The organism is Bradyrhizobium arachidis, assembly GCF_024758505.1.
In the GTDB taxonomy this organism is placed as follows: Bacteria; Pseudomonadota; Alphaproteobacteria; order Rhizobiales; family Xanthobacteraceae; genus Bradyrhizobium; species Bradyrhizobium manausense_C.
Map to the genome: position 1 here is coordinate 1,523,698 of NZ_CP077970.1, position 25,042 is coordinate 1,548,739.

At 58.2% G+C, this 25,042-nt stretch carries 12 protein-coding genes and 13 pseudogenes; 8 read left to right on the forward strand and 17 right to left on the reverse strand.

What is annotated here, in order from left to right:
* Together KUF59_RS06835 and KUF59_RS06840 are read left to right on the forward strand one after the other, a co-directional pair.
* Positions 1–1,194 (forward strand): TraB/TrbI/VirB10 family type IV secretion system protein, encoded by a 1,194-nt coding sequence (locus KUF59_RS06835; RefSeq protein WP_258769969.1) that lies wholly within the window; start codon positions 1–3, stop codon positions 1,192–1,194.
* Between the two features lies 1 nt (position 1,195).
* Positions 1,196–1,435, forward strand: coding sequence for a DUF2274 domain-containing protein (locus KUF59_RS06840; RefSeq protein WP_258768973.1), 240 nt, complete (start codon positions 1,196–1,198; stop codon positions 1,433–1,435).
* Here KUF59_RS06840 and KUF59_RS06845 read toward each other — a convergent pair.
* The 9 genes and pseudogenes from KUF59_RS06845 to KUF59_RS06885 all read right to left on the reverse strand — a co-directional run.
* Positions 1,411–2,364, reverse strand: coding sequence for a LysR family transcriptional regulator (locus KUF59_RS06845; RefSeq protein ID WP_258768974.1), 954 nt, complete (start codon positions 2,362–2,364; stop codon positions 1,411–1,413). The two genes, KUF59_RS06840 and KUF59_RS06845, sit on opposite strands and share 25 nt — an antisense overlap.
* 360 nt (positions 2,365–2,724) lie before the next feature.
* Positions 2,725–3,357 (reverse strand): acyl-homoserine-lactone synthase, encoded by a 633-nt coding sequence (locus KUF59_RS06850; protein ID WP_258768975.1) that lies wholly within the window; start codon positions 3,355–3,357, stop codon positions 2,725–2,727.
* A gap of 79 nt (positions 3,358–3,436) precedes the next feature.
* Positions 3,437–4,171, reverse strand: coding sequence for a LuxR family transcriptional regulator (locus KUF59_RS06855; protein ID WP_258768976.1), 735 nt, complete (start codon positions 4,169–4,171; stop codon positions 3,437–3,439).
* Between the two features lie 1,458 nt (positions 4,172–5,629).
* Positions 5,630–6,387, reverse strand: a protein-coding gene (locus KUF59_RS06860; RefSeq protein WP_258769970.1) for an IS5 family transposase whose coding sequence is annotated in 2 segments (ribosomal slippage) — positions 5,630–6,045 and positions 6,045–6,387 — 759 coding nt in all. Because the reading frame shifts where the segments join, the coding sequence is not laid out codon by codon here.
* A 156-nt stretch (positions 6,388–6,543) separates the two neighbouring features.
* Positions 6,544–7,073, reverse strand: a pseudogene (locus KUF59_RS06865) (alkyl hydroperoxide reductase); the annotation flags it as partial.
* Between the two features lie 12 nt (positions 7,074–7,085).
* Positions 7,086–7,637 (reverse strand): annotated as a pseudogene (locus KUF59_RS06870) (peroxiredoxin).
* 1,086 nt (positions 7,638–8,723) lie between these two features.
* Positions 8,724–9,563, reverse strand: a complete 840-nt coding sequence (locus KUF59_RS06875; protein WP_258768979.1) for a 2OG-Fe(II)-dependent halogenase WelO5 family protein — start codon at positions 9,561–9,563, stop codon at positions 8,724–8,726.
* A 4-nt stretch (positions 9,564–9,567) separates the two neighbouring features.
* Positions 9,568–10,812 (reverse strand): diaminobutyrate--2-oxoglutarate transaminase, encoded by a 1,245-nt coding sequence (gene ectB / locus KUF59_RS06880; RefSeq protein WP_258768984.1) that lies wholly within the window; start codon positions 10,810–10,812, stop codon positions 9,568–9,570.
* 486 nt (positions 10,813–11,298) lie between these two features.
* Positions 11,299–11,500: pseudogene (locus KUF59_RS06885) on the reverse strand (IS481 family transposase); the annotation flags it as partial.
* A gap of 83 nt (positions 11,501–11,583) precedes the next feature.
* Between KUF59_RS06885 and KUF59_RS06890 the strand changes: the two are divergent.
* Positions 11,584–12,866: pseudogene (locus KUF59_RS06890) on the forward strand (IS701 family transposase).
* 146 nt (positions 12,867–13,012) lie between these two features.
* On the opposite strand, the pseudogene KUF59_RS06895 reads toward KUF59_RS06890, so the two are convergent.
* A pseudogene (locus KUF59_RS06895) lies at positions 13,013–13,203 on the reverse strand (IS481 family transposase); the annotation flags it as partial.
* A gap of 91 nt (positions 13,204–13,294) precedes the next feature.
* Between KUF59_RS06895 and KUF59_RS06900 the strand changes: the two are divergent.
* Both KUF59_RS06900 and KUF59_RS06905 read left to right on the forward strand, forming a co-directional pair.
* Positions 13,295–14,531 (forward strand): annotated as a pseudogene (locus tag KUF59_RS06900) (IS3 family transposase).
* Positions 14,532–14,834: 303 nt separating this feature from the next.
* Positions 14,835–15,236 carry a hypothetical protein gene (locus tag KUF59_RS06905; protein WP_258768985.1) on the forward strand — a complete coding sequence of 134 codons (402 nt, stop codon included), beginning with the start codon at positions 14,835–14,837 and terminating at the stop codon, positions 15,234–15,236.
* 1,224 nt (positions 15,237–16,460) lie between these two features.
* Here the strand turns inward: KUF59_RS06905 and KUF59_RS06910 are convergent.
* The 6 genes and pseudogenes from KUF59_RS06910 to KUF59_RS06935 all read right to left on the reverse strand — a co-directional run.
* A pseudogene (locus tag KUF59_RS06910) lies at positions 16,461–17,098 on the reverse strand (transposase family protein); the annotation flags it as partial.
* A gap of 267 nt (positions 17,099–17,365) precedes the next feature.
* Positions 17,366–18,388 (reverse strand): annotated as a pseudogene (locus KUF59_RS06915) (IS110 family RNA-guided transposase).
* Positions 18,389–18,483: 95 nt separating this feature from the next.
* Positions 18,484–19,095 (reverse strand): annotated as a pseudogene (locus KUF59_RS06920) (transposase); the annotation flags it as partial.
* A 155-nt stretch (positions 19,096–19,250) separates the two neighbouring features.
* Positions 19,251–19,644, reverse strand: a pseudogene (locus tag KUF59_RS06925) (transposase family protein); the annotation flags it as partial.
* 158 nt (positions 19,645–19,802) lie between these two features.
* On the reverse strand, positions 19,803–20,555 hold the full coding sequence (locus KUF59_RS06930) for an aspartate/glutamate racemase family protein (RefSeq protein ID WP_258768986.1): 753 nt from the start codon (positions 20,553–20,555) through the stop codon (positions 19,803–19,805).
* Between the two features lie 390 nt (positions 20,556–20,945).
* Positions 20,946–21,245, reverse strand: a complete 300-nt coding sequence (locus KUF59_RS06935; protein ID WP_258768987.1) for a hypothetical protein — start codon at positions 21,243–21,245, stop codon at positions 20,946–20,948.
* A gap of 85 nt (positions 21,246–21,330) precedes the next feature.
* Between KUF59_RS06935 and KUF59_RS06940 the strand changes: the two are divergent.
* Positions 21,331–21,471 (forward strand): annotated as a pseudogene (locus KUF59_RS06940) (LuxR C-terminal-related transcriptional regulator); the annotation flags it as partial.
* 792 nt (positions 21,472–22,263) lie between these two features.
* Complete coding sequence (locus KUF59_RS06945; RefSeq protein ID WP_258768990.1) at positions 22,264–23,631, forward strand: LLM class flavin-dependent oxidoreductase; 1,368 nt, start codon at positions 22,264–22,266, stop codon at positions 23,629–23,631.
* A gap of 577 nt (positions 23,632–24,208) precedes the next feature.
* Here the strand turns inward: KUF59_RS06945 and KUF59_RS44510 are convergent.
* Positions 24,209–24,745 (reverse strand): annotated as a pseudogene (locus KUF59_RS44510) (transposase); the annotation flags it as partial.
* A gap of 1 nt (position 24,746) precedes the next feature.
* Between KUF59_RS44510 and KUF59_RS06955 the strand changes: the two are divergent.
* Positions 24,747–24,983: pseudogene (locus KUF59_RS06955) on the forward strand (integrase core domain-containing protein); the annotation flags it as partial.
* Between the last annotated feature and the right edge of the window lie 59 nt (positions 24,984–25,042).

Genomic DNA, 25,042 nt, shown 5'->3' on the forward strand with positions numbered 1-25,042 from the left:
ATGAGCGGAGATCCCGCGGGGCGCCAGGCGGGCCGAGCAGATGCACCCGTGGACATCACCCAGTCCTTGCGGCTGCGCCCCGAACGGCCGCGTGTGATTCGCCTTTCCCGAAAGGCGCTACTTGCTGGCACTGGTCTAGTTCTGGCCGTTGTCTCCGTTGCAGTCTTGTGGGCGCTGCAGAGACCTGAAAAGCGTAACCCGACGTCTGAAGAACTCTATTCGACTGACCACCACACCATTGCGGATCAACTTTCGACCCTGCCCAAGGATTATGCCGGAATACCCCACGACGTGCCACGGCTCGGACCACCTTTGCCCGGCGATCTGGGGCGACCAATCCTCGCAGCCCAAGCCCAAACGCAATCCGGCTCGCTCGCAGCCGACGCTGAACAGCAGCGCGTCAATCAGGAAACTGAGGCGGCGCGCACCAGCAAAGTGTTCGCCACGACTAACGTCCGCGCATTGGCAGCTACAACACCATCCAGTGAGACGCCTGCGAAGCCGACGACGTCTTCCGATAAAGGATTTGCGCAGAATGGGCAGGATCGCAAGCTTGCGTTCGTCAATGCGGCTGTAGATCGGCGCACCACAAGCCCCGATCGTCTGGTCAAACCAGCATCGCCTTTCGTGGTCCAGGCAGGATCAGTCATTCCGGCTGCTCTCATTACCGGAATCCGCTCTGATCTGCCCGGCCAGATCACGGCGCAAGTGACCGAAAGCGTCTACGATACTCCGACCGGGAGGGCTCAGCTAATCCCCCAAGGCGCGCGACTGATCGGGATCTACGATAGCCAGGTCGCATTCGGACAGTCACGCGTGCTCCTCGTCTGGACGCGTCTGATCATGCCCAATGGTCGTTCCATCGTGCTCGAACGTCAGCCTGGCGCAGATGTGGCTGGTTACGCCGGCCTTGAGGATGAGGTCGACAACCATTGGAAGGAGCTATTGGGAGCCGCGGTGCTATCGACTTTGCTCGCAGTTGGGACTGAGGTCAACTCCGGGGCAGACGCCAATAGCTCCAACAGTGACATCATTGCGGCGCTGCGACGCGGAGCCGGGGACTCCCTTAATCAGGCCGGACAACAGGTGGTTCGGCGCAACCTCAACATTCAGCCAACATTGACCATCCGGCCGGGGTTTCCGGTGCGGGTCATTGTCAACCGCGATCTCGTGCTCGAACCATATAGAGGATGAAATGACCAAACTGAAGATTGGTGCGATTGCAGATGACAAGCCTGTTCGGATCGCCATCGACTTGCCTGCTGCTGTGCATCGCGATCTGATTTCGTACGCTGAAATCCTCTCCCGTGAAACTGGCCAGAAGATCAGCGATCCGAACAAACTGATCGCGCCGATGGTGGCGCGCTTCATGGCAACGGACCGGGCCTTTGCCAAAGCGCGAAAGCGGCGTCACGCCAAAGATGACGAAGGGTAGCGCTCGGCCAACACCTTGAGGAAATTGGTCAGAGCCGGATTTTTGTCATCGCGCCACACCGCAGAAAAGCCGACGCGGCTTGGTCCCATGCCGTCCCGCAATTCCCGGTAGGCCAGGCAAGAAGAATTAGCGCCCACGTCGGATTCCAGCACGAGGGTGATGCCGAGGCCCATACTGACGAGATTCTGGATTTCTGCGCGACTGACGTCGCGATGCTCGATCCGCGGGCCCTCCGTCGAGATGATGAGTTTTGCATTTAGCAACGCTTCGACATCGCGACCCCAATCGTATTGGCTCATCAAAACGATTTGGCTACGCAAATCGGTCCATGAGATAGCATCCTGCCGAGCCAGGGGATGATCGTGAGGAAGAGCAGCAAAGACCCGCTCGCTCCAGAGGGGAGTGCTTGCGCTGCTGATATCGAATGAATCTCCTGCTGCAACATAGAGGTCAACCATGCCATTGCGGAGCGCGGTTGCTAATCGGGACCGAGATCGTTCGACGATTCCAAGTTTAACTTGCGGAAATCGAGCACTGTATTCGAGCAGCGTCGCACGGAGATGACCAGCGGTAAGCGACGTGGAGAAGCCGATGACAAAGCGGCCGCATTCGCCACGGTCGGTAGGCTTTGTCCTCGCGACGAGCGTATCCATCTGCTCGAGAATTGAGCGCGCTATTCGAAGAAAATCAAGTCCAGCTGGTGTGGCTGTAACCCCGGCATGCGATCGCTCGAAAATGTTTATTCCGAGTGAATGTTCCAGGAGCTGAATGGAACGACTGAGCGTTGATTGCGTAATGGAAAACCTCTCGGCAGCTCGGCGAAAGCTCCCATATTCGGCTGCCGCAAGTGCTAGCTGAAGTTGACCGAGGTCCAAATTGAGGCGCCGAATTCCGGCCCTTAGATCGGCGAAGCTTGTGTGTCGCACCATTGCAGCACCGTGGAAATCAAAAATCGAACAAATGAGATTGCTCTAAAAATGAAAGCGTCACCGGCCGGCTAGCCGTGGCCAGGAGGACGAATGGCTTTCCTTGCGCCTTCGTTTCTTGGTATTTGTTGGTGCGCGTGGGCGCTAGATTGGGTAAACATCGTCGTGTTTCTGCTTGCGATTGTGGCTTGCTGCCGATCATGCGGACCTGTGCGCTTCTCCGTCTTCCCGGGATGCCCATGCGCGGTGTACGATTTCTTGAAACGCAGATCTGCGCGCGCGAGTCGCGAGGACTCCGCTCGTTCAAGCTCGGCGTGGGAAATACGACTCGGCGAGTTCAGTCGGGCGGCGGAAGTGGGGTATTCAGGCAGTCTCCAACAAGACTGGTGTCCAGAGAACCAGCCCATCGAGACCGCCAGCAGCGCGTACCCTTTGAAGAGCTCCCACGGAGATTTCCAGGTGTCCTGCCACAGCGAGGGTGTCTCCGATATTGCAGGGAGCGGCGATACGGCAGAGCGGCCAGCCTGCGCGTTTCAATATTCTCTCCATCCGAACGTCGGTAACCGTGACGATGTTCTTAAGGCGTCTCGACAACCCGAATTCGATCATCCCCGCGAAAAGCTCATAAGTCGACTTGGCCAGCCCGTGTTCGCCCTTCGGAGCATGGGGAGAAGCATCAACTGCGAACCGGCTACTCTCCCAGACCAACGGGTCCGCCGGAGCAGGAAGCCCCCCAAGAACCATTGGAAACGTATCGCGCACCATTGTCGGTCCCATGGTCGGCAAAAGACGAACCGAACCTTCCACATGACCCTCAAGAGAGGCTTGGATGAGATAGGCCGGATGCAGCGCATCGAAATCGTCCATTTCCATGTCGCCGCAGGTCTGAACGCTCCACTCCAATCGTTGCTTAAAAACGCGGTAGCGTAACTTATACATGGATGCTAACGTGCAGGAAAACGCGCTGTACGATGACTCCGTAATAAGCTGAATCATGGTCCCCTCCCAAAGGAGAGGAGATTCTGGAGGAGCTGCGCGTCAACATCATCCCCTATAACTATGCGGGATCAGAGTCTTAATCTTGCCCATCTCGTTTGGCAGCGGCCAATCGGGCGACGGCCTGAACGACTTTACGAACTCCCAGCTTGTCTCTCGCACTCCTTAAGTAATGAGCCACGGTGTTGTGGGATATGCCGAGGATCAGTCCAATTTCCCAAACGCTTTTGCCCTTTGCGGCCCAATCCAAACATTCGACTTCGCGGGGAGACAGTACGATTCCGTCGATCGTCAGTTGACGCAAGAGCTTGCGGCGCACTTGCGAATGGAAGCATCTCGCTATCAGCTGAAGAACAGAGGCATTCAGATCGATGCACTTCTCGAATTGTGGTCGCCTTTGGTCAGTTGCAAAGGTCAGAGCAGCAACCGAGCCGTCTTCATCATGAATTGGGAGGGTAAAACCTAGCCGAATTCCAAATTCGCTGGCTTCAGCAAGAAACTGTCGTTGCTCTGGGGAGATCGACGTGGCAGACAAATCCAAGCCCCATCGGAACGGTTCGGTGTTCTCCAACGCGCGCGTGATAATCGGATCCAGACGTTCGTAGTGGCTGCCCACATAATGCGCGACCCATTTGTACGGATACGTTGATATGACCAATGGCTTTTTGCCAGCCCGCCGCGGCATGGCTAGATATGCAAAGCAAGGCAGATCAAGCTCGCTCGCGGTGATCGTCATCGCCTCTGCAAAGCCATCCGCATATTCAGCGCTCGAGAGGAGATCAATGTATCTTTGAAATATGCGATGCATGCTCATGCGCGACGATAACCGCTTTGCGGGACCAAGAAAGTGCGGAATAGTCCTGAATAGATGCGTGCTCGAAGGGGCCATCCCGGTGAGCAGGAGCTCATTCGTGTGAAAGTCAAGCGGGCGGGGTCAACTATCGTCTTACAATCTCTTCGTTCTTATTCCAGCGCAGTATCGGCGCATAATTGCCGTTCTGCCGGAGACAACGATGGTGGGTTATAGTTTCGCGCGTCGTTTCAGGTTCTAGTATTATAGTTGTTTTGCCGTTATTCCAATGGCGGTGGTTTGCAATCCTGCGTTGTTGCGCAGAATTAGTTGAATTTCGGCGTTGAGCTTCATTGTTACGTATCAGTGGCAGCTCCCTTGCCAACCGTCCATCGCATACCCAGAAGAAGTGCTCCCTAGAGGCGTTCGGCGGCCGTCCCCGTTTGAGCGAACTAGCGCGTGCGAATGCTCCGCTCGCTCTCGGTCCTCATCGCTGGTGGTTAATGGTCTCATTTTGTTATTTTAATCGAGTTCGCCTCAGTCTCGCTGATGAGAGTGGTTGCTCCAGCAGAGGCCGCGAACGGCGATGCTCGTAGAAGGTGCTAGGGTGCGCGAGAGAGCCGGTTGCCTGCATACTGTCGACGGAATGCTTCTACTAATCTCGCTATTTCATCTCCGCTATCACGTGAAGCTGCGGGACAGGATGGACCCAATCGTGAAGGAGAGTGAATATGGCGAGCCCGATCAGACACATCATGATGTAGTGGCAGCGCGCGGAGACACCTCGACAGGTTCGTCCCTGGCCTCTACGAAGATCATAGCCGACCTGCCGGGGGTTTGGGGCTTGGCATGCGGCTCCACAAGGCTGACCACAGAGTGTCGTTGAAAGCTCCATATACGATATCGGTTATCGTCTCAACTTTGCGAGGTGTTCATGGCGACGATCTTGCACGTGCGTTACCCACGCACGCTTGTTGGCACTTATCAATACGGCGCTCTCTTAGCGAGGCCGTTAGATGGTCGCCAGAGAGCTTGAATCCGGCAGATTCACACCGAGCATAGGGCCGCTTTGAGACTCGCGGTTGCATTTACGAAGACCAACGTGCATTCGATGCGCGTCGTTGATATGGAGATGTCAACACCGAATAAGACCTTTCGCAAGCACTGAGAGTTCGTTACGGCTATCATTATGGTACGAAGTTCAGATCCCTCTCTGCTGTTTTTGCCCATCGGTTTCAAGTTGGCTCCGATCGGCGTCTAATTCTTGGATATCCCTCTCCGACTCGGGGGCGTTGCAGGCCGAATACGCTGTTGCTATACACGCGAGCGGGAGCGAGGCGCCGCCGCCCAAGAAAGTTCTACCGCTCGCCTATTCCAGCTTCGAAACCTCTTGAAAACAGAGCCGATTGCCAGTGCTTTCGTTGGGCTAGGATAGCTGTTTTCTGCCTCATTTCTTTTGCGAAGCCTAGGACCGATCGACATTCATTGCATCCAGATCATGGCAGCTGCGAGATGGATGAAGCCGGTAAAGTTCGCGGTTCGCCTGTCACAGCGGGTAGCGAAGCGCCGGAAGTGTTTAAGCCGGTAGAAGCAACGCTCGATGCGGTTGCGCTGCTTGTAGGCGTCGGCGTCGTGCGGAATGATGATCCTGCGGGTGCGGTTTGACGGGATCACCGCCGTCGCGCCGATCCCGGCGATGATCGCGCGCAGGGCGTTGCTGTCATAGGCTTTGTCGGCGAGCACCGCATCGCCGCATTGCCCGTCGAGCAGCGCGGGGGCCTGGGTGATGTCGCCAACCTGTCCGGCCGTGACGATGAAGCGGAGCGGACGGCCAAGTGCATCGGCCAGCATGTGGATCTTGGTGGTCAGTCCGCCTCGGGAGCGCCCCAGCGCCTGATCTTTGGCCCCCCTTTTCCGCTTGTGGCCTGCTGGTGGGCGCGAACAATGGTGCTATCGATCATCAGATACTGGTTCTTGCGATCGGCGGTCAGAGCGGCGAACACCCGCTCCCAGACGCCGGCATGGCACCAGCGGCTGAAGCGCTGGTGCACGGTCTTCCACTTGCCGTACCGCTCCGGCAGGTCGCACCAGTGCGCGCCCGACCGTAACACCCACAAACATCCGTTCACGAACAGACGGTTATCCGCAGCTGACCGTCCCGGATCGCCAGCTTTGCCCCGCAGCAATGGCGAAATCTTCACCCATTGCGTCTCGTTCAACTCGTATCGCTTCGCCGCCATCATCCGCTCCATGTCGAATCACGGAGCTCTATGAATCAGCGATCAAACCGATTGGGAATCCTGAATGTCGATCGGCCCTAGCCGTTGGTTTTCATTCGTGTTGCTCCTCCGGACCCGCTGTTGGCCACGAGCAGCCAGGGCGCGAGAGAGGTACTCCGCCGCGGGACTCGGCCGTCCCCGGCCAGCTTCGATCGCAACCGCAACCGACTGCACGATTGCTGCAAAGCGCACCGCTGTCTGGATCGCGGGTGAGCCAATGTCGGCTTCCTGCAGCGGCCTTCCTCGCGGGCGTCCATCCAGGCGCCGCAGCTGTTGATGGCGGAGGCCGCCAGCGACCAAAGCTCCAAATCGACCCTGTCTGCGCCGAATCAGCCAGTCACATTCATGATTTGCCGCGGAGGACCGGTGTATTCGGACTTGAGGCGAGACGAACGAACAAGTAGCAGACGTTGTTCACCGCCATCACGCAAGCAGCGGATTTGCCACCGGTGCCGCCGTCGCTGCCATCACGATAGCCGCGGCGAATTCCCATTGGGGCGATTACCACGGGCTTGCCGGTCGCGCTTGCGGAGCCAACAACTGCCCGTATTTGCCGGGTGATAACAGCAGCTCATCAGATACTACGATGCCAGGCTCAGTCTGACGTCCTTGGCGAAATCTGGAACCTTGCTTTTGGATTGTCCGATCGATCTGGTGCCTCAGCCGATCTTCAGCGTTTCGCCCCCCACCTGGCGATTACAGGGGCAGAGCTCGTGGGTCTGCAACGCATCTAGCACGCGCAGGGTGTCCTTCGGGTTACGACCGACATTGAGATTGGTCGCATAGACGTGCTGGATGCTGTTGTCGGGGCGACGACGAAGGTGTAGCGATAGATGAAGCCCTCGGGCGCGCGCACGCCGAGTCCATCGACCAGTGTCCCCTTGGGGTCGGCGAACTGCCAGATAGGCAGATTATGTAGATCCTTGTGCACGCGTCGCCAGGCGAGCTTGCAGAACTCGTTGTCGTCGAACCACCCAGCACGACCGCATCACGATCAGCGAAATCCTGGTACAGCCGGGCAAACTCGGCGATCTCGGTCGGGCAAACGAAGGTGAAATCTTTGGGATAAAAGAAGAAGATTTTCCATTTCCCAGGGAAGCTCTTTTCGGTCAGCATCTCGAACGCGCTCTGCCCTTTTTCCCCCTGAATATGAAAGCCGAGCTTCACGCCGGTGATTCGAACGCCGGCAACTTACTTCCAATTCCGATCATACTGTCCTCGCAGCTTTGCTTCCCGTGAACATCAGCGAAGCAAGCCATATGCCATTCATTCTCAATATTGAATGTCGTAAGTGCAACAAAATTAGATGCTCGCCGGGCAGGCATCTAAACGCCATCGTTCCGGTTGAACAGTCCATATCGCGCGCGGGCATGGATAGCCTCAGAGCCCGCTATTCACTTGGTCTCGAAAGGCGCCCAAGGTTGCCTGGGCGGCGAGGCCGTACCGGCTCTGGTTCCTGTCGATCACTTCGGCACTAGTGTCTCGCGGCGCAGCCGCCGTCGTCCTCCTGGGCAGCGCGCGCAGGAGTCGAAATGATCGAGATCGAACTTTGCGGCCGTTGCGGCTGGGTTGACCGTGACGTGGGCAGCGAGTCGCTGCAGCGGGCCCTTGACGTTTTGTGATTGTCGGACCGGAAATGACGTGATGCGTACGATCGGCAGGGGTGAGAAGCCGAGTGTTCTCGACGGTCGCTCAGACTGCGACGCATGGACCTCGGCTGTAGCGATCTTGGCCCCTTAGACAGGACTCGATCGTGCGCTTGAAGAGCTTACGGAATCGCTCTTCCCCAGGCCACAGCTGGCGGATCCGTGTCAGCTCGAATGTGCGGAAGTTCTCACACGCCCCACAATCAGCAAGCCAGCGATGTCGACCTGAGTGCTCGCACGTCGGTTTGCGATTGTGCACGGTGCTCGTGATCCGTACCGCCACTTCGCGATCGATGCCGGGCTGACCGTTCTTCGCGCAATAGCACGGGCCACGGGCGCTCGTGGCACGGGCATCCAAGCATCGACCGACCTGTGTCGCGCTCGAAGGCCAGTCTTCGCTCGCAATGCCCTCGCTCGTGATCGCAGAGACAGCGTGCGCCGATTTGCGAAGTCGATCGGGCGTGCCGCCGCCATCACCTATAGCCCGTCCCTTAGCGCAATGGTGGCGCCCGCAGCCCGCGGGCGCGCCACTATGACAATGATCCACTCATTCTGATCAGCGCGAGGGGCTGTCACAGGATGGGCATCTATTACGAGGTATATTGACGCCTCACACTTCCGCGGAACCCATCCGTCTCTGCCATTTCCGGATTAGGTCCACCAAAGAACCAGATCCGGCCGAGCAAACCCGAAGAAGCAGTTCAGCAGAAGACGCCTTCCGTTCCCGGATTCTCGAGTGACCCCGTGAATGAAGCCGCCATCAATCAAAGCAATATCCCCGGCCTTCAGCACCAAGTCGCGATAAGGAATGCCCTTGAGATAAGCTGCCGAATAAGGATACCCGGTGGTCTCCACATCTTGCGACTTCCGGTCGGTGACTGTCGGCTTGTGACTCCAGATACGCAGTTCACCACCTTTCTCGGGCATGCTGAGATAAAGATTGAGTGCTACGACCGTGTTATTTGCCACCGCCGCGATTTCGTAATTGTCCTCGGCACATAGGACTTGAGCGACGTCGTCGTGAGGCTCCAAAGCGTACATGCCCGCGCCCGACCAACAGAAAGCGCGGCAAATATTGGCCTGACCGTGCTCTGACCGGGCTAGCCGCAATTCAATTCCCTGGTTTTGCAGCTCACCTTTCAACGCATCAAATAATCCGCGGACCGGATCAACCAAATCGGCAAAAAGTGCGCGGACGAACGGCCGCGCTTTTTCCGAGTCGCCGAAATACGTAGCAGCATCCTTTCTGTAGTGAGATGCGCCGATATATTGTCCAGGAACGCCATCTTTGCGTTCCTTGAGACCGGGATTATGACTAAAGTTCGCGGCGATCTCCTCAGCTAGCGCGATACCGAACGCTTGCTTAATATGCAGGCCGGTAATCTCACCTCTTAAGACTGATAAGATCTCCGCAGTGCTGATTGAACCGCCTCGTTCTCTGATGGCAATGGGCGAGATAGCCGGCGTTTGAGGTAACTGGGCTGTCACCATTAGCTTACTCCTGTAGTGCTTGGTCGAGGATGGCGAACCCGCGATCCAGTTCGTCATCCGTGATTGCTATCGGCGGGAGAACTTTGATTACGTCGCGATTTGGCCCTGAAGATTCGATCAGCAGGCCGTTTTCGAATGCGACATCGTGTACGTGGCCGACGATAGCCTGTGAACGGCACTTGAGGCCAGCCATCAGACCGCGGCCGCGCTTTTCTTCGATGGACCTGGGAAACTTCGCGACGAGATCGTCAAGTCGCCTTTGCAGTTTGACAGCTGTCCGCTCGACGCCAGCAGTAAAGTTCTTGTCGGACCACATTTTGCACATGGCGCCTGCAGTCACGAAAGCAAGATTGTTGCCTCTGAAAGTCCCGCTATGTTCTCCGGGATTCCATACGTCTATTTCGGGGCGAATCAAAACAATGGAGAGCGGATTGCCTAAACCGCTTAGGGACTTGGAAAGACAGACGATGTCCGGGTCGATCTTCGCGAACTCGAACGAGAAAAAATCGCCCGTTCGTCCCGCGCCTGCTTGAATGTCGTCGATGATGAAAACAACGCCGTGGTCGCGGCAGATGCGCTGAACTTCTGTCAGCCAAAGTGCGGATGCAGTGTTCATGCCGCCTTCTGCCTGGACGGTCTCCAGAATGATTGCTGCGGGCTTTTCTATGCCGCTCCCCGGGTCGCCTAGGACGTAGTCGATGTAACTCGCCGAGTCGAAGGAACCGTTGGCATAGCCGTCGTATGGAATACGGATCACATCGTGCCGAGATACGCCACCGAGCTCTCTGGTTGAGGCTGAACCCGATACGGCCAAGGAGCCGAGCGACATGCCGTGGAACGAATTTGTAAAAGCCATAACGCTCGAACGGCCGGTGTATTTTCGAGCTAACGCAAGCGCCGCTTCATTAGCGTTTGTGCCGGTCGGCCCAGGAAACTGTATTTTGTACGAAAGTCTCCTGGGTTTTAAGATTGCATCGACAAACACTTCAATAAATTCACGTTTCGCCGCCGTATACATATCGAGCGACAAAAGAATGTTCCCGCCGTTGAGATAATCAATTGCCGGTGCAAGAATCTTCGGGTTGTTGTGCCCATAGTTAAGTGCGCCCGAGCCCACAAGGAAATCAATATAGGATTTACCAGCCTCATCCCAGATCGTCGCCCCACGGGCCCTCGCAAAGACTGTGGGAAACGATCGCCCATAGCGACGAACGTTAGACTCATGAAGCGAGAAAGCGTCGATATTCATTCTCTAATCCATATGCACGCATCACATCCAGCGAGATGCCGTCTGAGCACGTGCGGTTCCTGGGGAAAGGTGTGGCGGCAGCCTCATCACGATGCTTTCCAAGCCGTTGATCGTTGGTTCAGGGTTGGCGAGTCCTTACGCGAGAAACGTGACCAACGAACCTACTAAGGCTGGTAGCCTTGCGCGATACAGAGCGATCTCTGCATCCTACCACATAGGCGCGTCGGCGATTTCGGCAAGCTGAATGCCCCCCTCGATTAGATGGAGATGTGACGCTCTGGACCGAGAACGCCGCTAAAGTCAGGAGGCCTAGATGAGTGGGTGCAGCTCTCTCCCCTAGGCTCAGGCGCCTGCCGCCTTTGCTTGCGGAAAGCGGCCGCAGCTGATTGCCGCAGCGCCGCTGATTGAGGAGCTTCTCCGTCCTCACCGCTGGTGTCCAGATCGGCGAACGGCCGTCAGCTGCAATTGTTGGACAAGCGATCCACCCTAGGTGCTTAGTCCCGGCATTTGCTGGAGGGAGGGCAAGCTTGAATTGTTCTGGCCGGGAAGTCCAGCATTTGCAGATCTATTCGTAAGGTGTGAGCCCGCCAGGGCTTTCAGCCGCCGAGCGTAGTCGTAGGCGGTGATGAAGTCGGGAAGGTGTGCCTCGAGTTGATCCGTGTCGGTCGCAATGGTAGCGCGGGATAGTCGTACTGAGTCAGACGGTCGCGGCCGTTGAGGCTAAGAATCAAGTAATTGTAGAGATTCAAGATTTGGCACGCGGAGGGCCAGATGAATCTCGATCAGGGCGGAGCTAGCGAAGCACGGTTTGCGGAGTATGTAGCGGGGCTTGGAAGCGTAATCGGTCACGCGGAGCGGACGAGGCCGCTACGCGACTATTGCACGGGCCTGATGTTGCCGGGCGAGCGCAAGAGCGTTGAGCCGATGGCGGCGCGGACGGCTCCGGCGCGAACGGCGGCGCAGCACCAATCGTTGCTGCATTTTGTCGCCAACGCCGCCTGGTCGGACGAGGACGTGCTGGCCCAGTGCGCGAGACGGTGTTGCCGGCGATCGAGAAGAGCGGGCCGATCGAGGCATGGATCATCGACGACACGTCATTCCCCAAGCATGGCAAGCATTCGGTCGGCGTGCACCACCAATATTGCGGTCAGCTCGGCAAGCAGGCCAATTGCCAGGTCGCGGTGTCGCTGTCGATCGCCAATCACGCGGCCAGCCTGCCGGTCGCCTATCGGCTGTACCTGCCGCAGGACTGGACCAAGGATCGTAAGCGCCGGAGCAAGGCCGGCGTGCCGAAGGACATCAAGTTCAAGACCAAGCCGCAGATCGCGCGGGAGCAGATCCGCTGGGCCTGCGAGAGCGGCCTGCCGCGCGGCGTCGCGTTGATGGATGCGGCCTACGGCAGGGACGCGCGGCTGCGTGCAGGCATGACGGAATTGGGCGTGCCTTACGTGGTCGGCATCGTGCCGACCATCTTGATGTGGGCCCCAGGCCACAGCCCACGGCGGATGGACAAACCGATGAACAACACCGGCCGCCGCGACGAGCCCGACCTGGTCTCGGCCAAAAAAGTGGCGCTCGGTCTACCGAAGCAGGCTTGGCGCACGGTGACATGGCGCGAAGGCTCGGCCGAAAAGCTGTCCTCGCGCTTCGCGCGTGTGCGTGTCCGCGTCGGGTACAACAAACTGATCCCCGAGAAGCTGTCACCTGAGTGGCTATTGATCGAATGGCCGGAGGGCGAAGCAGAGCCGACCAAATACTGGCTCTCCACGCTGCCGGAGACCATTAGCTTCGAGCGGCTCGTCGATCTGGCCAAGCTGCGCTGGCGCATCGAGCGTGACTATCAGGAGCTCAAGCAGGAGGTCGGGCTTGGTCACTACGAGGGGCGCGGATGGCGCGGCTTCCATCACCACGCAACTCTGTGCATCGCAGCCTACGGCTTCCTGATCGCCGAGCAGGCGACGATTCCCCCCTCAGGACCTCGTTCCTCCGCGCCGCTCCAGGTACCTCCCTTACCCGACAATTATCGACCCAGAGGCTCCGCCCACGCGGCCTGAACGCCATGTCCCGAACTCGATCGCAACCGTGCACATGCGGCTGATCCACGATCTCATCAAAATCTTGCCGCGATGTCCTTGCTGCGGGGCCATTGCCGCTTCACGCACGCGAAGAAACCCATGACGCAGTACAAATAGTCCCTTCCTTTGATCGTTCGGTTCATGCGCTCGATCTGGCCGTCGGTCCAGGGTGGTCCTGGTCAGCCGATGTTCGATCCCGTTCTCTTGGCAGCGCATATCGAACATATGCGTCGCGTAGCTTGCCGTCGGGCCGTCCGCGTAGCGGCGGGAAAGTAGACTGGATCCCATTGTCGGTGAGAAGCGTGAGGACTTTGTAAGATCGCGACTAGAGGTAGTGAAATGGACCCGATTTTGGGACCACGTGCTTAGTTGGAAGGGGCCGCTCCGTTTGATAGACACAGCGCATGATGACGACGAAGACGAGACGCAAGATCGACGCGGCACTGAAGGCAAAGATCGCGCTGGAAGCGGTGCGGGAGCGGGCGACGGTGGCCGATCTGGCCCAGCGCTATGAGATTCACCCGAACCAGATCTATGCCTGGAACAAGCAACTGCTGGAACAGGCGGCGCGGGCCTTTGACGCGGGTGTCGGGCGGGAGAGTGAGGAGGCTCGCGAACGCGAGATCGAGAAGCTGCACGCCAAGATTGGACAACTGACAGTCGATCGCGATTTTTTAGCGCGGAGGTCCGGAAGATGAGCGTGCCGGACTGTCGAGGAATGCCCGATCGCGCCGACATGGCGCTGTCGATCCGCCGGCAATGCATGTTGCTTGGCATCGCGCGCTCTGGGGTCTACCGGCCGCCACGGCCGGCCAACGACAACGACCTTGCCCTGATGCGGCGGATCGACGAGCTGTTCACCGCCTGGCCGTTCCTGGGCTCGCGGCGAATGACCGCGATGCTGAAGGCTGAGGGGCTTCAGGTCAATCGCAAGCGCGTGCAGCGGTTGATGCGCAAGATGGGCATCGCGGCGCTGGGACCAAGGCCGAACACGACGAGGCCAGCGCCGGCCACAAGATCTATCCCTATCTGTTGCGCAACTTGACGATCGACCGGCCAAACCAGGTATGGGCGGCCGACATCACGTATCTGCCCATCGGCCGCGGCTTTCTTTATCTCGTCGCCATCATCGACTGGGCGAGCCGTGCGGTTCTGGCGTGGCGGTTGTCGAACACGATGGACGTCTCGTTCTGCGTGGCGGCTCTGGAAGAGGCGCTGGCGAAGTACGGCACGCCGGAGATTTCAGCGCGATGCGAAGCATCGTCGCGACAACACCGACCAAGCAGCCAGTTCACCAGTGCGGCCTTCACCGGCGCGTTGGCGGGCGCAGGGATCAAGATCTCCATGGATGGCCGCGGTCGTTGGATGGATAACGTCTTCATCGAGCGGTTGTGGCGGTCGCTCAAGCATGAGGACATCTATCTCAAGGGCTATGCCGACGGCCGCGAGGTCAAGGCAGGGGTCGCGAGCTGGATCGCCTTCTACAACGATCGTCGCCTTCATCAGGCGCATGACTATCGCACGCCGATGGCGGTCTGGCGCGAACGGATGCAGGCGGCGAAGGCTGTGGACATGGTGGACAACGCTGACGCGTTGACCACATGCCCACAGCAACTGCAGCAGACAGAGTCTCTGGCAGCGTGATAGAAAGGGATCAGGAGCGGTCAGTTTCCAACTAACAAACCGGTTCAAGCGGTCCCGCTCCGCGGGTCCATTTCAGTTGAGCTTGCCTTCAGCGGCCTGGAGCTCGGCGACGTCGATAAGGAAATAGTCGCCCGTTAAGAAATCGGATTGAGTTGGGGTGGACAGGCGAGGGTTCGCCGTAGCAGCCCCAGGAGCAGGGCCAAGAGTTCTCCGAGCCAGGAGAGGACGCGGCGGAAGATACTATGGGGTGACCGGCAAAGCCGTGAGAGTATTGAGGCTGGTCATGAGCAATGGAGCACCCCCATGCAAAATGCGAACGATCTCGGCAGGTCTTCCACGGTCCTGGAACAGAACAGTACGCTGATCGCGGTCATTGAGATGAGCCTCTCAAGCTGGCTCGTCGCTGGAATCGTCCCCGGATTGGATCGTCATCCGTTGAAGAAGCTTGGCGCCGACGAAGACGCGCTGCTCCGGTTGCTACATCACTGGCGCGAGGAGGCCGCAAACGTTGGGCACGCGATCACACGTATAGCAGTCGGCTTTGAGGCCGGTCGCGATGGTTTTTGGCTGGCGCGGTGGCTGCGGGCTCGTGGCGTCGAGGCCTTCGTTATCCACTCAACAAGCGTCGCCGTCCCCCGCGAGCACCGGCGGGCTAAAACCGATCGTCTCGACACCGAGCATTTGAAGCGCGCTCTTCTCGGTTAGCTACGCGGAGAGCCGGACCATTGCCAAATGGCGGCAATCCCAAGTCTCGATGAAGAGGACGCCCGACATCCGAACCGCGAGCGTGAGAACCTTGTCAGCCATCAGACCAGCATTATCAATCGAATGAAGGCATGTCTCGTTCGCCTGGGTATTCGCAATTTCAAGCCGACGCTGCGTCATGCGTCAAAGCAGCTCGAGACGCTGCGCACGCCGGCAGGAGTGCTTCTCCCACCCAACACTATCGCCGAGATGCGCCGGGACGGCCCGCCTTCGCCTCGTCAGAGAGCAGATCAGGGAGATCGAGGCGGCTCGATTACATCGTTTGCAGGTTTCCGAGAGCGGAGCGCACGCGATGGTCAAATTGCTGGCGCGGATCATTGGCGTTGGAATCGAAACAGCGGACATGCTCGTGCATGATCCTCTCCCGGCAATTGAGAGATCGCAGAGCGGTCGCGCGTTACGCGGGCCTCACGGGCGCTCCCGATGAGAGCGACAGGCGAAGACGGGAGAAGGGCCTTGCACGCGCTGGCAATGGTTCCATACTCGCGTGGCCGACGCGCGCGGCGGTACGCGCAAGACCATGATCGTGGCGCTCGCGCGTAAATTGCTCATTGCGTTCTGGCGCTTGACGACGACAGGCGAAATACCTTTAGGGATCAAGTTACGCCCGCCCGGTAGCATGAACGCGCGACGCGACACCTCAATTGGGGCTTGGCGAAGCAACCGCCGAGCCCTGATACTCCGAGGTGGCGGTGACCCGCGCCACAACTTGGTCCATATGACCTCGCGGAAGAATGGGCCCGCTGCCCGAGCTTCGCTTGAGATGCGCATTGCTGCATCATGGTCGAACACTGCGTTCGACCGCATACAAGTACGCGGCGCGATGCCCGCTGGATATTGCAAGCTCCCTCGGAATGTCTCTCTGTTGCCATGCCATCCTGCTCGAAGCCTATCGCTATCTGAACATGGACCTGCTGAAAGAGCGCAAGATGGGGACGTTACGCCCTGCCGCCGGACCATGCTTAGGCCCACCAAGGGGATGGGCCACCCCTCTCCGCCGCGTCGCTCGCCAGTGCTGCGCCTGGAGCAAGCGAGCGACGGCGGCTCCGAGGGGATGGCTTCGCCGGACCCCACGATCAATTTACCGAACTTGACGCACACAACTGCACCCTCGGTACAAGGAGAAGAATCGCTAAAACTCTTGACAAGAGACACCCCATACAAGTTGTGGCCGGCGGCCGAGAGGACGACGTTAGCGGCGTCCCCGGCGCGGCCTTTGAGGTAGCACCGGCCGAGGTGTCCTTCGTTTTGAGGTGTCCGATGATGGGCTCAATGGCGGAGCGGCGGCGCAGCTCGCGCTTGATGGCGCCGAAGACGCCACGCTTCTGGCCGGAGATGAAGACGCGGCGGGGATTTTGCGCGTCGTGGCCGCGGTAGCCCTTGTCGACATAAGCCCGTTCGACCGCACAGCCGGTGAGTGTCTCGGTGCGGTCAAGGACGTCCCGCAAGGTGTGACCGTCGTATGGATTGTCGGGCAACGACCTGGCGTGCAGCACGAACAGGCCACCAGGAGCCCGGCGATTGTTGGTGACGATGGAGGCCTTCACCCCGAATTCGTAAGGCGCGCTGGCCTTGCCCTTGCCAATGCACTCCACCTCCGGAGCATGGAAGGAATAAAGCTTGAAGCCGCGCTGGCGCTGCCGCTGCGAGCGGATCTGCGTGGCCCGGCCGAGTGGGAGAGCGAATGCCTCCTCCAGTGCGGGCAGGCCCTCGGTCTTGCGGCGGATGTCGCGGATGATCCGGCCCAGCCGGCTGCGCAGGATACGCAGCTGTCGCTGATGCCGGTTGAACTTGTGTGGATGCCAGCCGTTTTGCAAGGGAAACTTCGAACTTCTTGGCGTGTGATCGAGGCGGACTTGTGTCAGGCCTTTAGGGTGCGGCCATTCACATGCCGCGGGCCGGTATGGTGATGCGCGGATCAGGCCCTAATCTGTTTGACGAGCTCGTGAGGCTCCCGTTCAAGCCCTGGTTTTCCTGACCCCGATCTGATCGATCATTTGCCCATGCGGTTCTTGCCTTCCTCACATCTCCGACGTACCGGCTTTAGGTGTATTGATAAATGATCATACCTACACCATCGCCGGATTCCGGTAGTCCTCCTGTTTCGTCAGCATGGCCCAGACAGCACGTGCCATTTTGTTGGCCAACGCAACTGCTACCAGCATACGCGGCTTCCTCGATATCATGCGAGCAAGCCAGGAGCCTTCGCGCGGGCCCTTTCGGGAGGCCCATTGCACGACAGCCATGGCACCGAGGATGAATAATCGTCGAATGTCGCGTTGGCCCATCTTCGAGGTCTTCCCTAACCGTTGGTTGCCTCCTGTCGACTTCTGCATTGGGACCAGCCCGAGCCAGGCGGCGAAATCTCGACCGCACTTGAAGCTCTCCATCGGTGGCGCAAAGGTCTCGACGGCAAGGGCGGCGATAGGACCGACACCGGGCATAGTCTGCAAGCGCCGCGATGTTTCCCCCTCCCTGGATAGCGCGTCGATCGTCTTCTTCAGTGCCTCGAGGCGGCCTGTCATCTGAGCAATTTGGTCCAGCAAACCACGGCAGATCTCGCGAACCAGATCCGGCAGCTCCGTGTTCTCGTTCTCGATGACCTCGATCAGACTGCGCAGGTGGCCAATGCCTTGCGGAGCAATATAGCCGAATTCATACAAGTATGCGCGCAATACGTTGACCACTTCGGTGCGCTGATTGACCAACTGTTCCCGGTGCGAAAGACGATGGCGCGGGACTGCTGTCCCTCGGTCTTCGGCGCGACAAAGCGCATGGTCGGACGTAGCGCCGCTTCGACGATCGCCTCTGCATCCGCGGCGTCATTCTTCTGCCGCTTGATGAAGGCTTTGACATAGCCAGGCGCAATCAATTTCGGCTGGTGACCGAGCCGAATCATCTCGCGAGCCCAGTAATGGGAGCTGCCGCAAGCCTCCATCGCCACGACACAGGTGGGGTGACCCGCCATGAACTTTACGAAACTGCAGACGCGTCAGCTTTCTCCGAAACACGACAGATCCATCGGCCGCCGCCCCATGCAGTTGAAAAACGTTCTTTGCCAGATCGACTCCGACGATGGTAACTTCTTTCATGGATTCTGCCTTTCCTTACCGGGCTGTCTCACCACAAACTTGGCACATTGCGATGCCGTCGGAGAAGGCTGGCATCCACCCCATCTGTTTGGCATGGCGTAACGGCCCGCCATCCTCGCCGCGCTTTTGGCCACGCGAGCATAGGACTGGCGCAAAGCCACCCCATGGCGCTGCGCCAGCCGCACCAGCTTCTCGCGCGCCCGGTTCAGAAGCTTCGCATCGGTGGGGAACGTCACGTTTTTGGGCTGAACCGTGGTATCGACGATCACTCGCGACAGCTCGGACGGCTTGATCGCCTTGGTCCTGGTAACAACCGACAGGCTCTCTTGGATCAGCGCCGCCAGCCGTTCCTCGCCCATCCGGTTGCGCCAGCGCGTCAGCGACGAGCGATCGAACACCAGCCGGGGCTGGAAGAACTCCTCGCCGCAGAAGTATTGGTAATAGGGGTTCTCGACCCACCGCTCGCAGAGCACCTCGTCGGACAGGTCGTAAGTGTGCTTGAGGATCGCCAGCCCTGCCATCAAGCGCGTCGGCAGCGGCGGCCGGCCGGGATCATCGTCGTAAACCTCGCCGAACCGCCCTTCCAGAAAGCCCCAATCCACCGTGCGGCCCAGCGTCACCAGCGGATGCTTCATGTCGATGATCTGATCGAGCCGCGAGCGGAAAAGATCCTGTTCTCCCGTCTCGCTCCGTTCCCGTGGCCGCATCGAATCCCCTCGCCAACGCCGTTCAAGGCGAGTGAATCACAAAGCAAGTTTGCAAGGAATCCCGCTCCAAAGGCCCACTTTCCGGCAAATCCAGTTACGCCAAAATGCCGTTTCCCGATTCCAAATCAATGGCTTGGGAATTCTTCACGGACGACGAAATAGCCGATCGGAAAGCCTTGAAGCTCCTTCTTCGAAGGCTCGCTACCTTCGACCTTCGCAACCGGCTGATTCCATGGCGCTGGAGGCACCGATGACCGCGTCAGATGCAGGAGGCACGGCTGCAGTGCATAGAGGCAATCGTCGAGAGCAGCAGCGTATATCGTTGGAAAGCGACGATGATTGCCTCCTTCTCTATAGAAAGGACAGTAGGCTTGCCGTCCTTGGAGCCTGTAGAGCGATCGGCGACCTCTCGCGCTGCATCCAATTCGCGACAGTCTTCTGGTTGATCCCGTAGCGCTTGGCGAGGGCCCTCAGGCTCTCTTGACTATTTTGTATTGCTCGACGGGCTGCCTCCGTCGCGATGGCGCAGCCGTGTAAAACTTGTGCCATATCGCATCATTCGAATCGTGCGACAAGAATGCACCATCAAAGCTTGGGACTAAACACTTTAGCGCGCCCACCTCGACGGCGAACTGAAATACTTGTTGGACCGCTTCCTGCATGCGCGGTGCGGTCTCGATGTGCCGGCGATTTGCGGTCCCGTGCAGCTAGCCGAGTCCATTGAACGTTCTTCGTACCAACCCACGAACGAAGAACTCGACCATCGAGGTGAAGTCAAACACCGGAATGCCCGTTGCGCGCTGAACCGCCGCGGCGTAAGGTGGGAATTCCGAGCACTCGAGGAGCAATATTCCAATCTCCTGCCGCTCATTGAGTAAATCCTGTGCCGCATTGACAATCTCGGTCTCAACCGCGCTGACGTCTAGATTGCCGGTTGCGGTAAGAAAAGCGGCGGCGAATGAGGGAGCGCCCTCGAGCCCGCGGATGACCACACGCTCGGAATTCGTTTGCAGCCCGGCTGTTTTCAATAAATTCGGGGTCATCAAAGACGAACTGGCTGTAATGATGCCGAGCGCCTTATCTCGCGGCAGCGCTCGTTCAAGAAACGGTCCGAGCGATAGGCTGGATAGGAGCACGGGTATGTCGGTGGCATCGCGAACCACGTCTTGGTAGCGAATCATGAATCCGCAGTTGGAGGTGATTAGTTGGGCGCCCTCGGCAGCGAGTTCTAAGGCTGCCTGTACCACGGCAGGCGCAAAATCCCCGGCAAGGACTCGTTCGAAACTGAGGCCAGACACCGTCTTGTACCTGACAGGAACACTCCATGTGCTAGCATTACCGACGCTGCCCGGGATGAATGGACGATTGAATGGGTCCTTAGGACGCTCGAGCTGCAAGATGCCAACCGGCGCGCCGTAGAACAACGGTTTCGGCTTCACTTTCGACGCGTTATGGGGCATGAAAGCTCCCTTAGATGTTCGAAATAGCTTCCGGACTTCCTCCGCTAGCGCCGGCCTGACCAGTCGCCAGGCTAGAACGCGTGGCGGCACCATCGCGCACCCGTTGCAGCACCCGCCAGGAGGTCTGGTTTACGCAAACAGAACCTCGCTGGATCTGTTTTCTGGTGAGTTCGGCGAACCAGCGACCTGTTTGATTTATCACGCCGAAGTCGGCGAAAGTGTACGTGATAGTGACGCGGGCGGGCGAGCCAGGGTTTGTGGGTGGCTTAGTTATTCATGACAATATAAACATCGAGCTCTTCCAACAACCCCTCCAACTTGATAGCGGACGGCGGTCAGCTGCAGGCGGATCAGTATATCGCTCAAGTGGGTCGGGAATAGCGGCCCGCATCAGAAGCCTCGTTCGACGAGTGCCTCGTACTCGCGAGCGCCCGCAGCTGCGCCGGCGACTGCGCCGCAACAGAGATAACGCGAGCTCGCCAGCACGATCGATCTTAAGTCAGTCAAGCCCGCAAAATGCTCAGGGACGACGACGCGACGGTTCGTTGCGAAAAGCTCAGCGCGATGCTTGCGCGAGTACCCCAGCGTAGCGGCGATCAGGTAGACGGAAAACTTATCGCCGCCGATCTCAAGCAGTCTTTCGCCAAAATCGATTTGCAGTCGCTCGTCAGGTGCTGTCTCGAACCGCACAGTGCGCGCGTTTCCGTCGCAAGCTCCTGCCGGTAGCCTGCACCGCGCTGCTAAACTGTGCGGCGGCTGACAATGATGCTCTCAGGTGCCACCGCCTGGCGGATCACGTCGGCGGCCGGACCAGACTTCGGAAATACTCAGGCTCAAAAAGGTCGGGTGTGGTAGCAAACGGATTGCCCGGGAGCTCGGGATCAGCCGCAACACGGTGAAGGACTACGTCGCGGCCGGCGGCTGCAGGCTCGAGCCGCGGGTTCCGAGTTATCTATAGCGGGACGAAACAATTTGCGCCCTGTCAACTACCAACGCTAGTAATTGATCGACATAAGAGAAGCATGTCTCCTTTCGAGAAATGAGCGTCGGGTATACCGCGGGCCAGCAGCAGGCGCGGGCCACCTGCAAAGAGGACGGCATGCAATGACATCAACAACAATTTTGGCGGCAATGGCCTTGATCGACGCTCTGGCGCGCCGCGTACAGAGATCCTACGCCAGAAATCCTACGCGCTTGGGTCTGCGTTAAACGTGGCCGCTGCTTTCTCGTGAAAGCACCTAATGAGCTCCCTGTGCTTTCTCGCCGACCGCGATACAAGCAAAACTTCAGGGAGCCAACTCGTCGACAAGGTCGAGTGCCTACTAGGCTTAACCTACTTCTCGTTGATAACGATGAACCATAGGTAGTTGGCCGCATTGGCGCCCTTCACAGAGAGTTGGCTTAAAAGAGCAGGCGAACAGAGGATTTCGCAAGATTAATGCCGTTCTACGGTTCTTGGTACGAGATACCTGCCTTCGACAGTGTTTCGCAGGGATATTCGCCAGAAGGCGAGATGCATGATTTGCGCGCTTCTCTCGGAGCCCCTCCTCAGCACGAATCTCAAAGGAGGGTGAAACGACTTTGTAGGAAGCCTCGTCTAGATTTCGCGTGGCTGCGAAAACTGACCCGCTGTTCTCTGGTGCCCGCGAACACGATCTACCAGCTGGACGCAGTTGTGAGGATGGCCCAGTTAGAATGGAGATGCAATATGCGGCGCAATGATGAGATGAAGCTCGGTCTGTTCCTAAGTCGCGCGGGATATCACGAAGGTGCATGGCGCGACCCGAGCGTTCCAACGAATGGCGCAGTTGATATCGACCACTATGCTCACCTAGCAGCACTTGCCGAAGGTGCTGCGTTTCACTTCGTATTTCTCGCAGATCACCAAAGCGTAACAGATGATCACGCAGCCATAGCTCGTGTAAGCCGAAACGATGGGTTCGAACCAATTACGCTGTTGTCGGCGCTTTCATCAAGAACACAGGACATCGGCCTTGTCGCGACAGCAACGACGACGTACTATCACCCGTATCATCTTGCTCGCATGTTCGCATCGCTCGACCACCTATCGCGGGGACGTGCCGCTTGGAACATTGTCACCTCGGCATTTAATCTCGAAGCACAAAATTTCGGCGAAAAGGAGCATCTTGATCATGACACGCGCTACGCTCGTGCGAGAGAATTCGTAGAAGTCGTCAAGGGTTTGTGGGACACGTGGAAGGATGACGCGTTCATTCGCGACAAACAAAGTGGTATTTACGCTGATATCACGAAGCTGCATATACTTAACCACGAAGGGATCTACTTTTCGGTCAGAGGCCCACTGAACGTCGCGAGGCCGCTGCAAGGCTATCCCGTTTTGGTTCAGGCTGGCTCATCCGATGCCGGTGTAGCGTTCGCTGCAGAAGTTGGCGAGGTCGTGTTCACCGCTGAACCTTTTTTAGAGAACGGTAAACGATATTACGCAACACTCAAAGAGAAAGCGCGCGCACTTGGACGGCAGGACGATCAGGTGCTAGTCATGCCGGGCATTGTCCCGATCGTCGGGAGGACAAAGCAAGAAGCGTCTGAGAAACTTCAAAAGCTACAATCGTATACGCATATCGACGTTTTAATTGGGGCGGCTGATCTTTGGCTGGGGGCTGTCACCGACCTGCGTTCAATCAATCTCGACTCATTGGTCCCCGAGACTTTGCCTCAGACGAATTCGATCCAGAGCCGTCAGAAGCTGCTCGTCGGCTTGGCCGTACGCCAGAAACTCACCTGGAGACAACTGATCCGATTGATATCGGACAGCAAAGGCCATCTGATGGTTGTTGGAACACCGGAGGAGATCGCAAACGCTATGGTGGATTCATTTGATCAACATGCGGCTGACGGATTCAATGTGCTGCCGGCAACGTTTCCTGGCGGATTTAAGGATTTTGTTGAGCTTGTTGTTCCCGAACTACGCCGACGAGGAAAATTCAGATTCAGATACTCCGGACCAACTCTAAGAGATAACCTCGGTCTTAACCGGCCGCTCAATCGGTTCACGCAGGCGGGTGTAAGCGGTGAACGAGTGTCCAAGGAGTAAGCCGCATCCGGTTTTTGGCGTGGCGGTATGTCCTGACATTGCCGCTTCCGGATCTCGGTCCTGGACCAGAAATTCGCGACATTTGGGGGGGCTGGGCTTGAGCATGTATCGGCAGAAGTGTTCAATGAAAGGGAGGATATCGTCGGCGGATTTGGTCCATTGAAATGGCTTGGATCTGCATTGTGATGACTGATGAAGTCCATAACATGTCTGCGCGCAAGCCTGGACGCTACGATAAATACCGCGGCGGATCTTCTTGTCGGTGATGCGCGAAGAAGCGCTCGACCTGATTGAGCCAGGACGAGCTGGTCGGCGTGAGATGGACATGCTAGCGCCGCCGTTCGGCGAGCAAGTTGCGGATTAGTGAGGCCTTGTGGGTAGCGCAGTTGTCCATAACGAGATGGACATCTAGATCGCGCGGCGCGGCGGCCTCGGTCTCCTCGAGAAAGCCACATTTCCTCCTTCGACATAGGCCCGGGTTGCGCTTAAAGCTCTTCGGGCTTTCTCGATCCCCAACTCCGCCAAGGTTTCCAGTCATTTGCCCTTACACAATAAGATGGGTAGGAGACGCGGCGGCTCAGGCCGCGAGCTTAGGCCGATAGAATTCTCCAGTCGTCATCATTGCCCAGATGATCCGAGCCAACTTGTTGACAACGGCGATAGCGACGACCCTGGGGCGACGCCGTTCAAGCAGAGCTTCGATCCAGCCGCCTCCGATCCGCGAGCGTGCCTTTGGGTACCGAACGACGCTACATGCTTCGATGATAAGCAAGTGTTTGAGATAGGAATCGCCCTGTTTTGTTATCCGGCCGAGCCGATCCTTCCCTTCTGGTGGAATTCTGCTTAGGCGCAAGCGAGGCCGGGAACTCTCGCCCAGAGCGGAACATGGACGGGTCCGGCACAGTCGCGGCGAGCGCTGTGGCCGTGATCGGGCCAATGCCGCGGATGAAGGAGCAACTTCGTCATCGGATGCGCCCTCTCGAGCTCGGCGAGCTCCTGCTCGACTGCTTCGATCTGCGACAAGCGCAGTCAGCGCCATGCGGGCATTGGCTGGTAGCGTCAGCCCGTCGCCATCCAGCATCGCCACCAAGCTGTCCACCCGTTGGCGTCCTTGATTGCTGAACGCGGCGCTGTTTACCTCGTTGACCCAGGCCCGGGCCATGATTGAGCGTGGCGGGCCGACTACAAGGATGCGTGACCTCACTCCCAGCTCGGATGGAAGACACCATCGGAGTCCGCGTTCACCTGCAACCCGCGACGATCTGGCGCTGCGCTATGCCGATGGCTCCGCACCAGCTCCCGTCGCTATCGCCGTCGAATTGGGCAAATCCACCAACGAACTCAAGACTGGACAACACTTGCGGGCAAGATCAAACCTCAAGAGTCTCGCCGCGATAATCCGCTTACCCGG

Excerpts from the sequence above, each read along its gene's own strand:
- KUF59_RS06835 (WP_258769969.1), top strand. The coding sequence starts at position 1 with ATGAGCGGAGATCCCGCGGGGCGCCAGGCGGGCCGAGCAGATGCACCC.
- KUF59_RS06840 (WP_258768973.1), top strand. The coding sequence starts at position 1,196 with ATGACCAAACTGAAGATTGGTGCGATTGCAGATGACAAGCCTGTTCGG.
- KUF59_RS06845 (WP_258768974.1), bottom strand. The coding sequence starts at position 2,364 with ATGGTGCGACACACAAGCTTCGCCGATCTAAGGGCCGGAATTCGGCGC.
- KUF59_RS06850 (WP_258768975.1), bottom strand. The coding sequence starts at position 3,357 with ATGATTCAGCTTATTACGGAGTCATCGTACAGCGCGTTTTCCTGCACG.
- KUF59_RS06855 (WP_258768976.1), bottom strand. The coding sequence starts at position 4,171 with ATGAGCATGCATCGCATATTTCAAAGATACATTGATCTCCTCTCGAGC.
- KUF59_RS06875 (WP_258768979.1), bottom strand. The coding sequence starts at position 9,563 with ATGGTGACAGCCCAGTTACCTCAAACGCCGGCTATCTCGCCCATTGCC.
- ectB (WP_258768984.1), bottom strand. The coding sequence starts at position 10,812 with ATGAATATCGACGCTTTCTCGCTTCATGAGTCTAACGTTCGTCGCTAT.
- KUF59_RS06905 (WP_258768985.1), top strand. The coding sequence starts at position 14,835 with ATGCAAAATGCGAACGATCTCGGCAGGTCTTCCACGGTCCTGGAACAG.
- KUF59_RS06930 (WP_258768986.1), bottom strand. The coding sequence starts at position 20,555 with ATGCCCCATAACGCGTCGAAAGTGAAGCCGAAACCGTTGTTCTACGGC.
- KUF59_RS06945 (WP_258768990.1), top strand. The coding sequence starts at position 22,264 with ATGCGGCGCAATGATGAGATGAAGCTCGGTCTGTTCCTAAGTCGCGCG.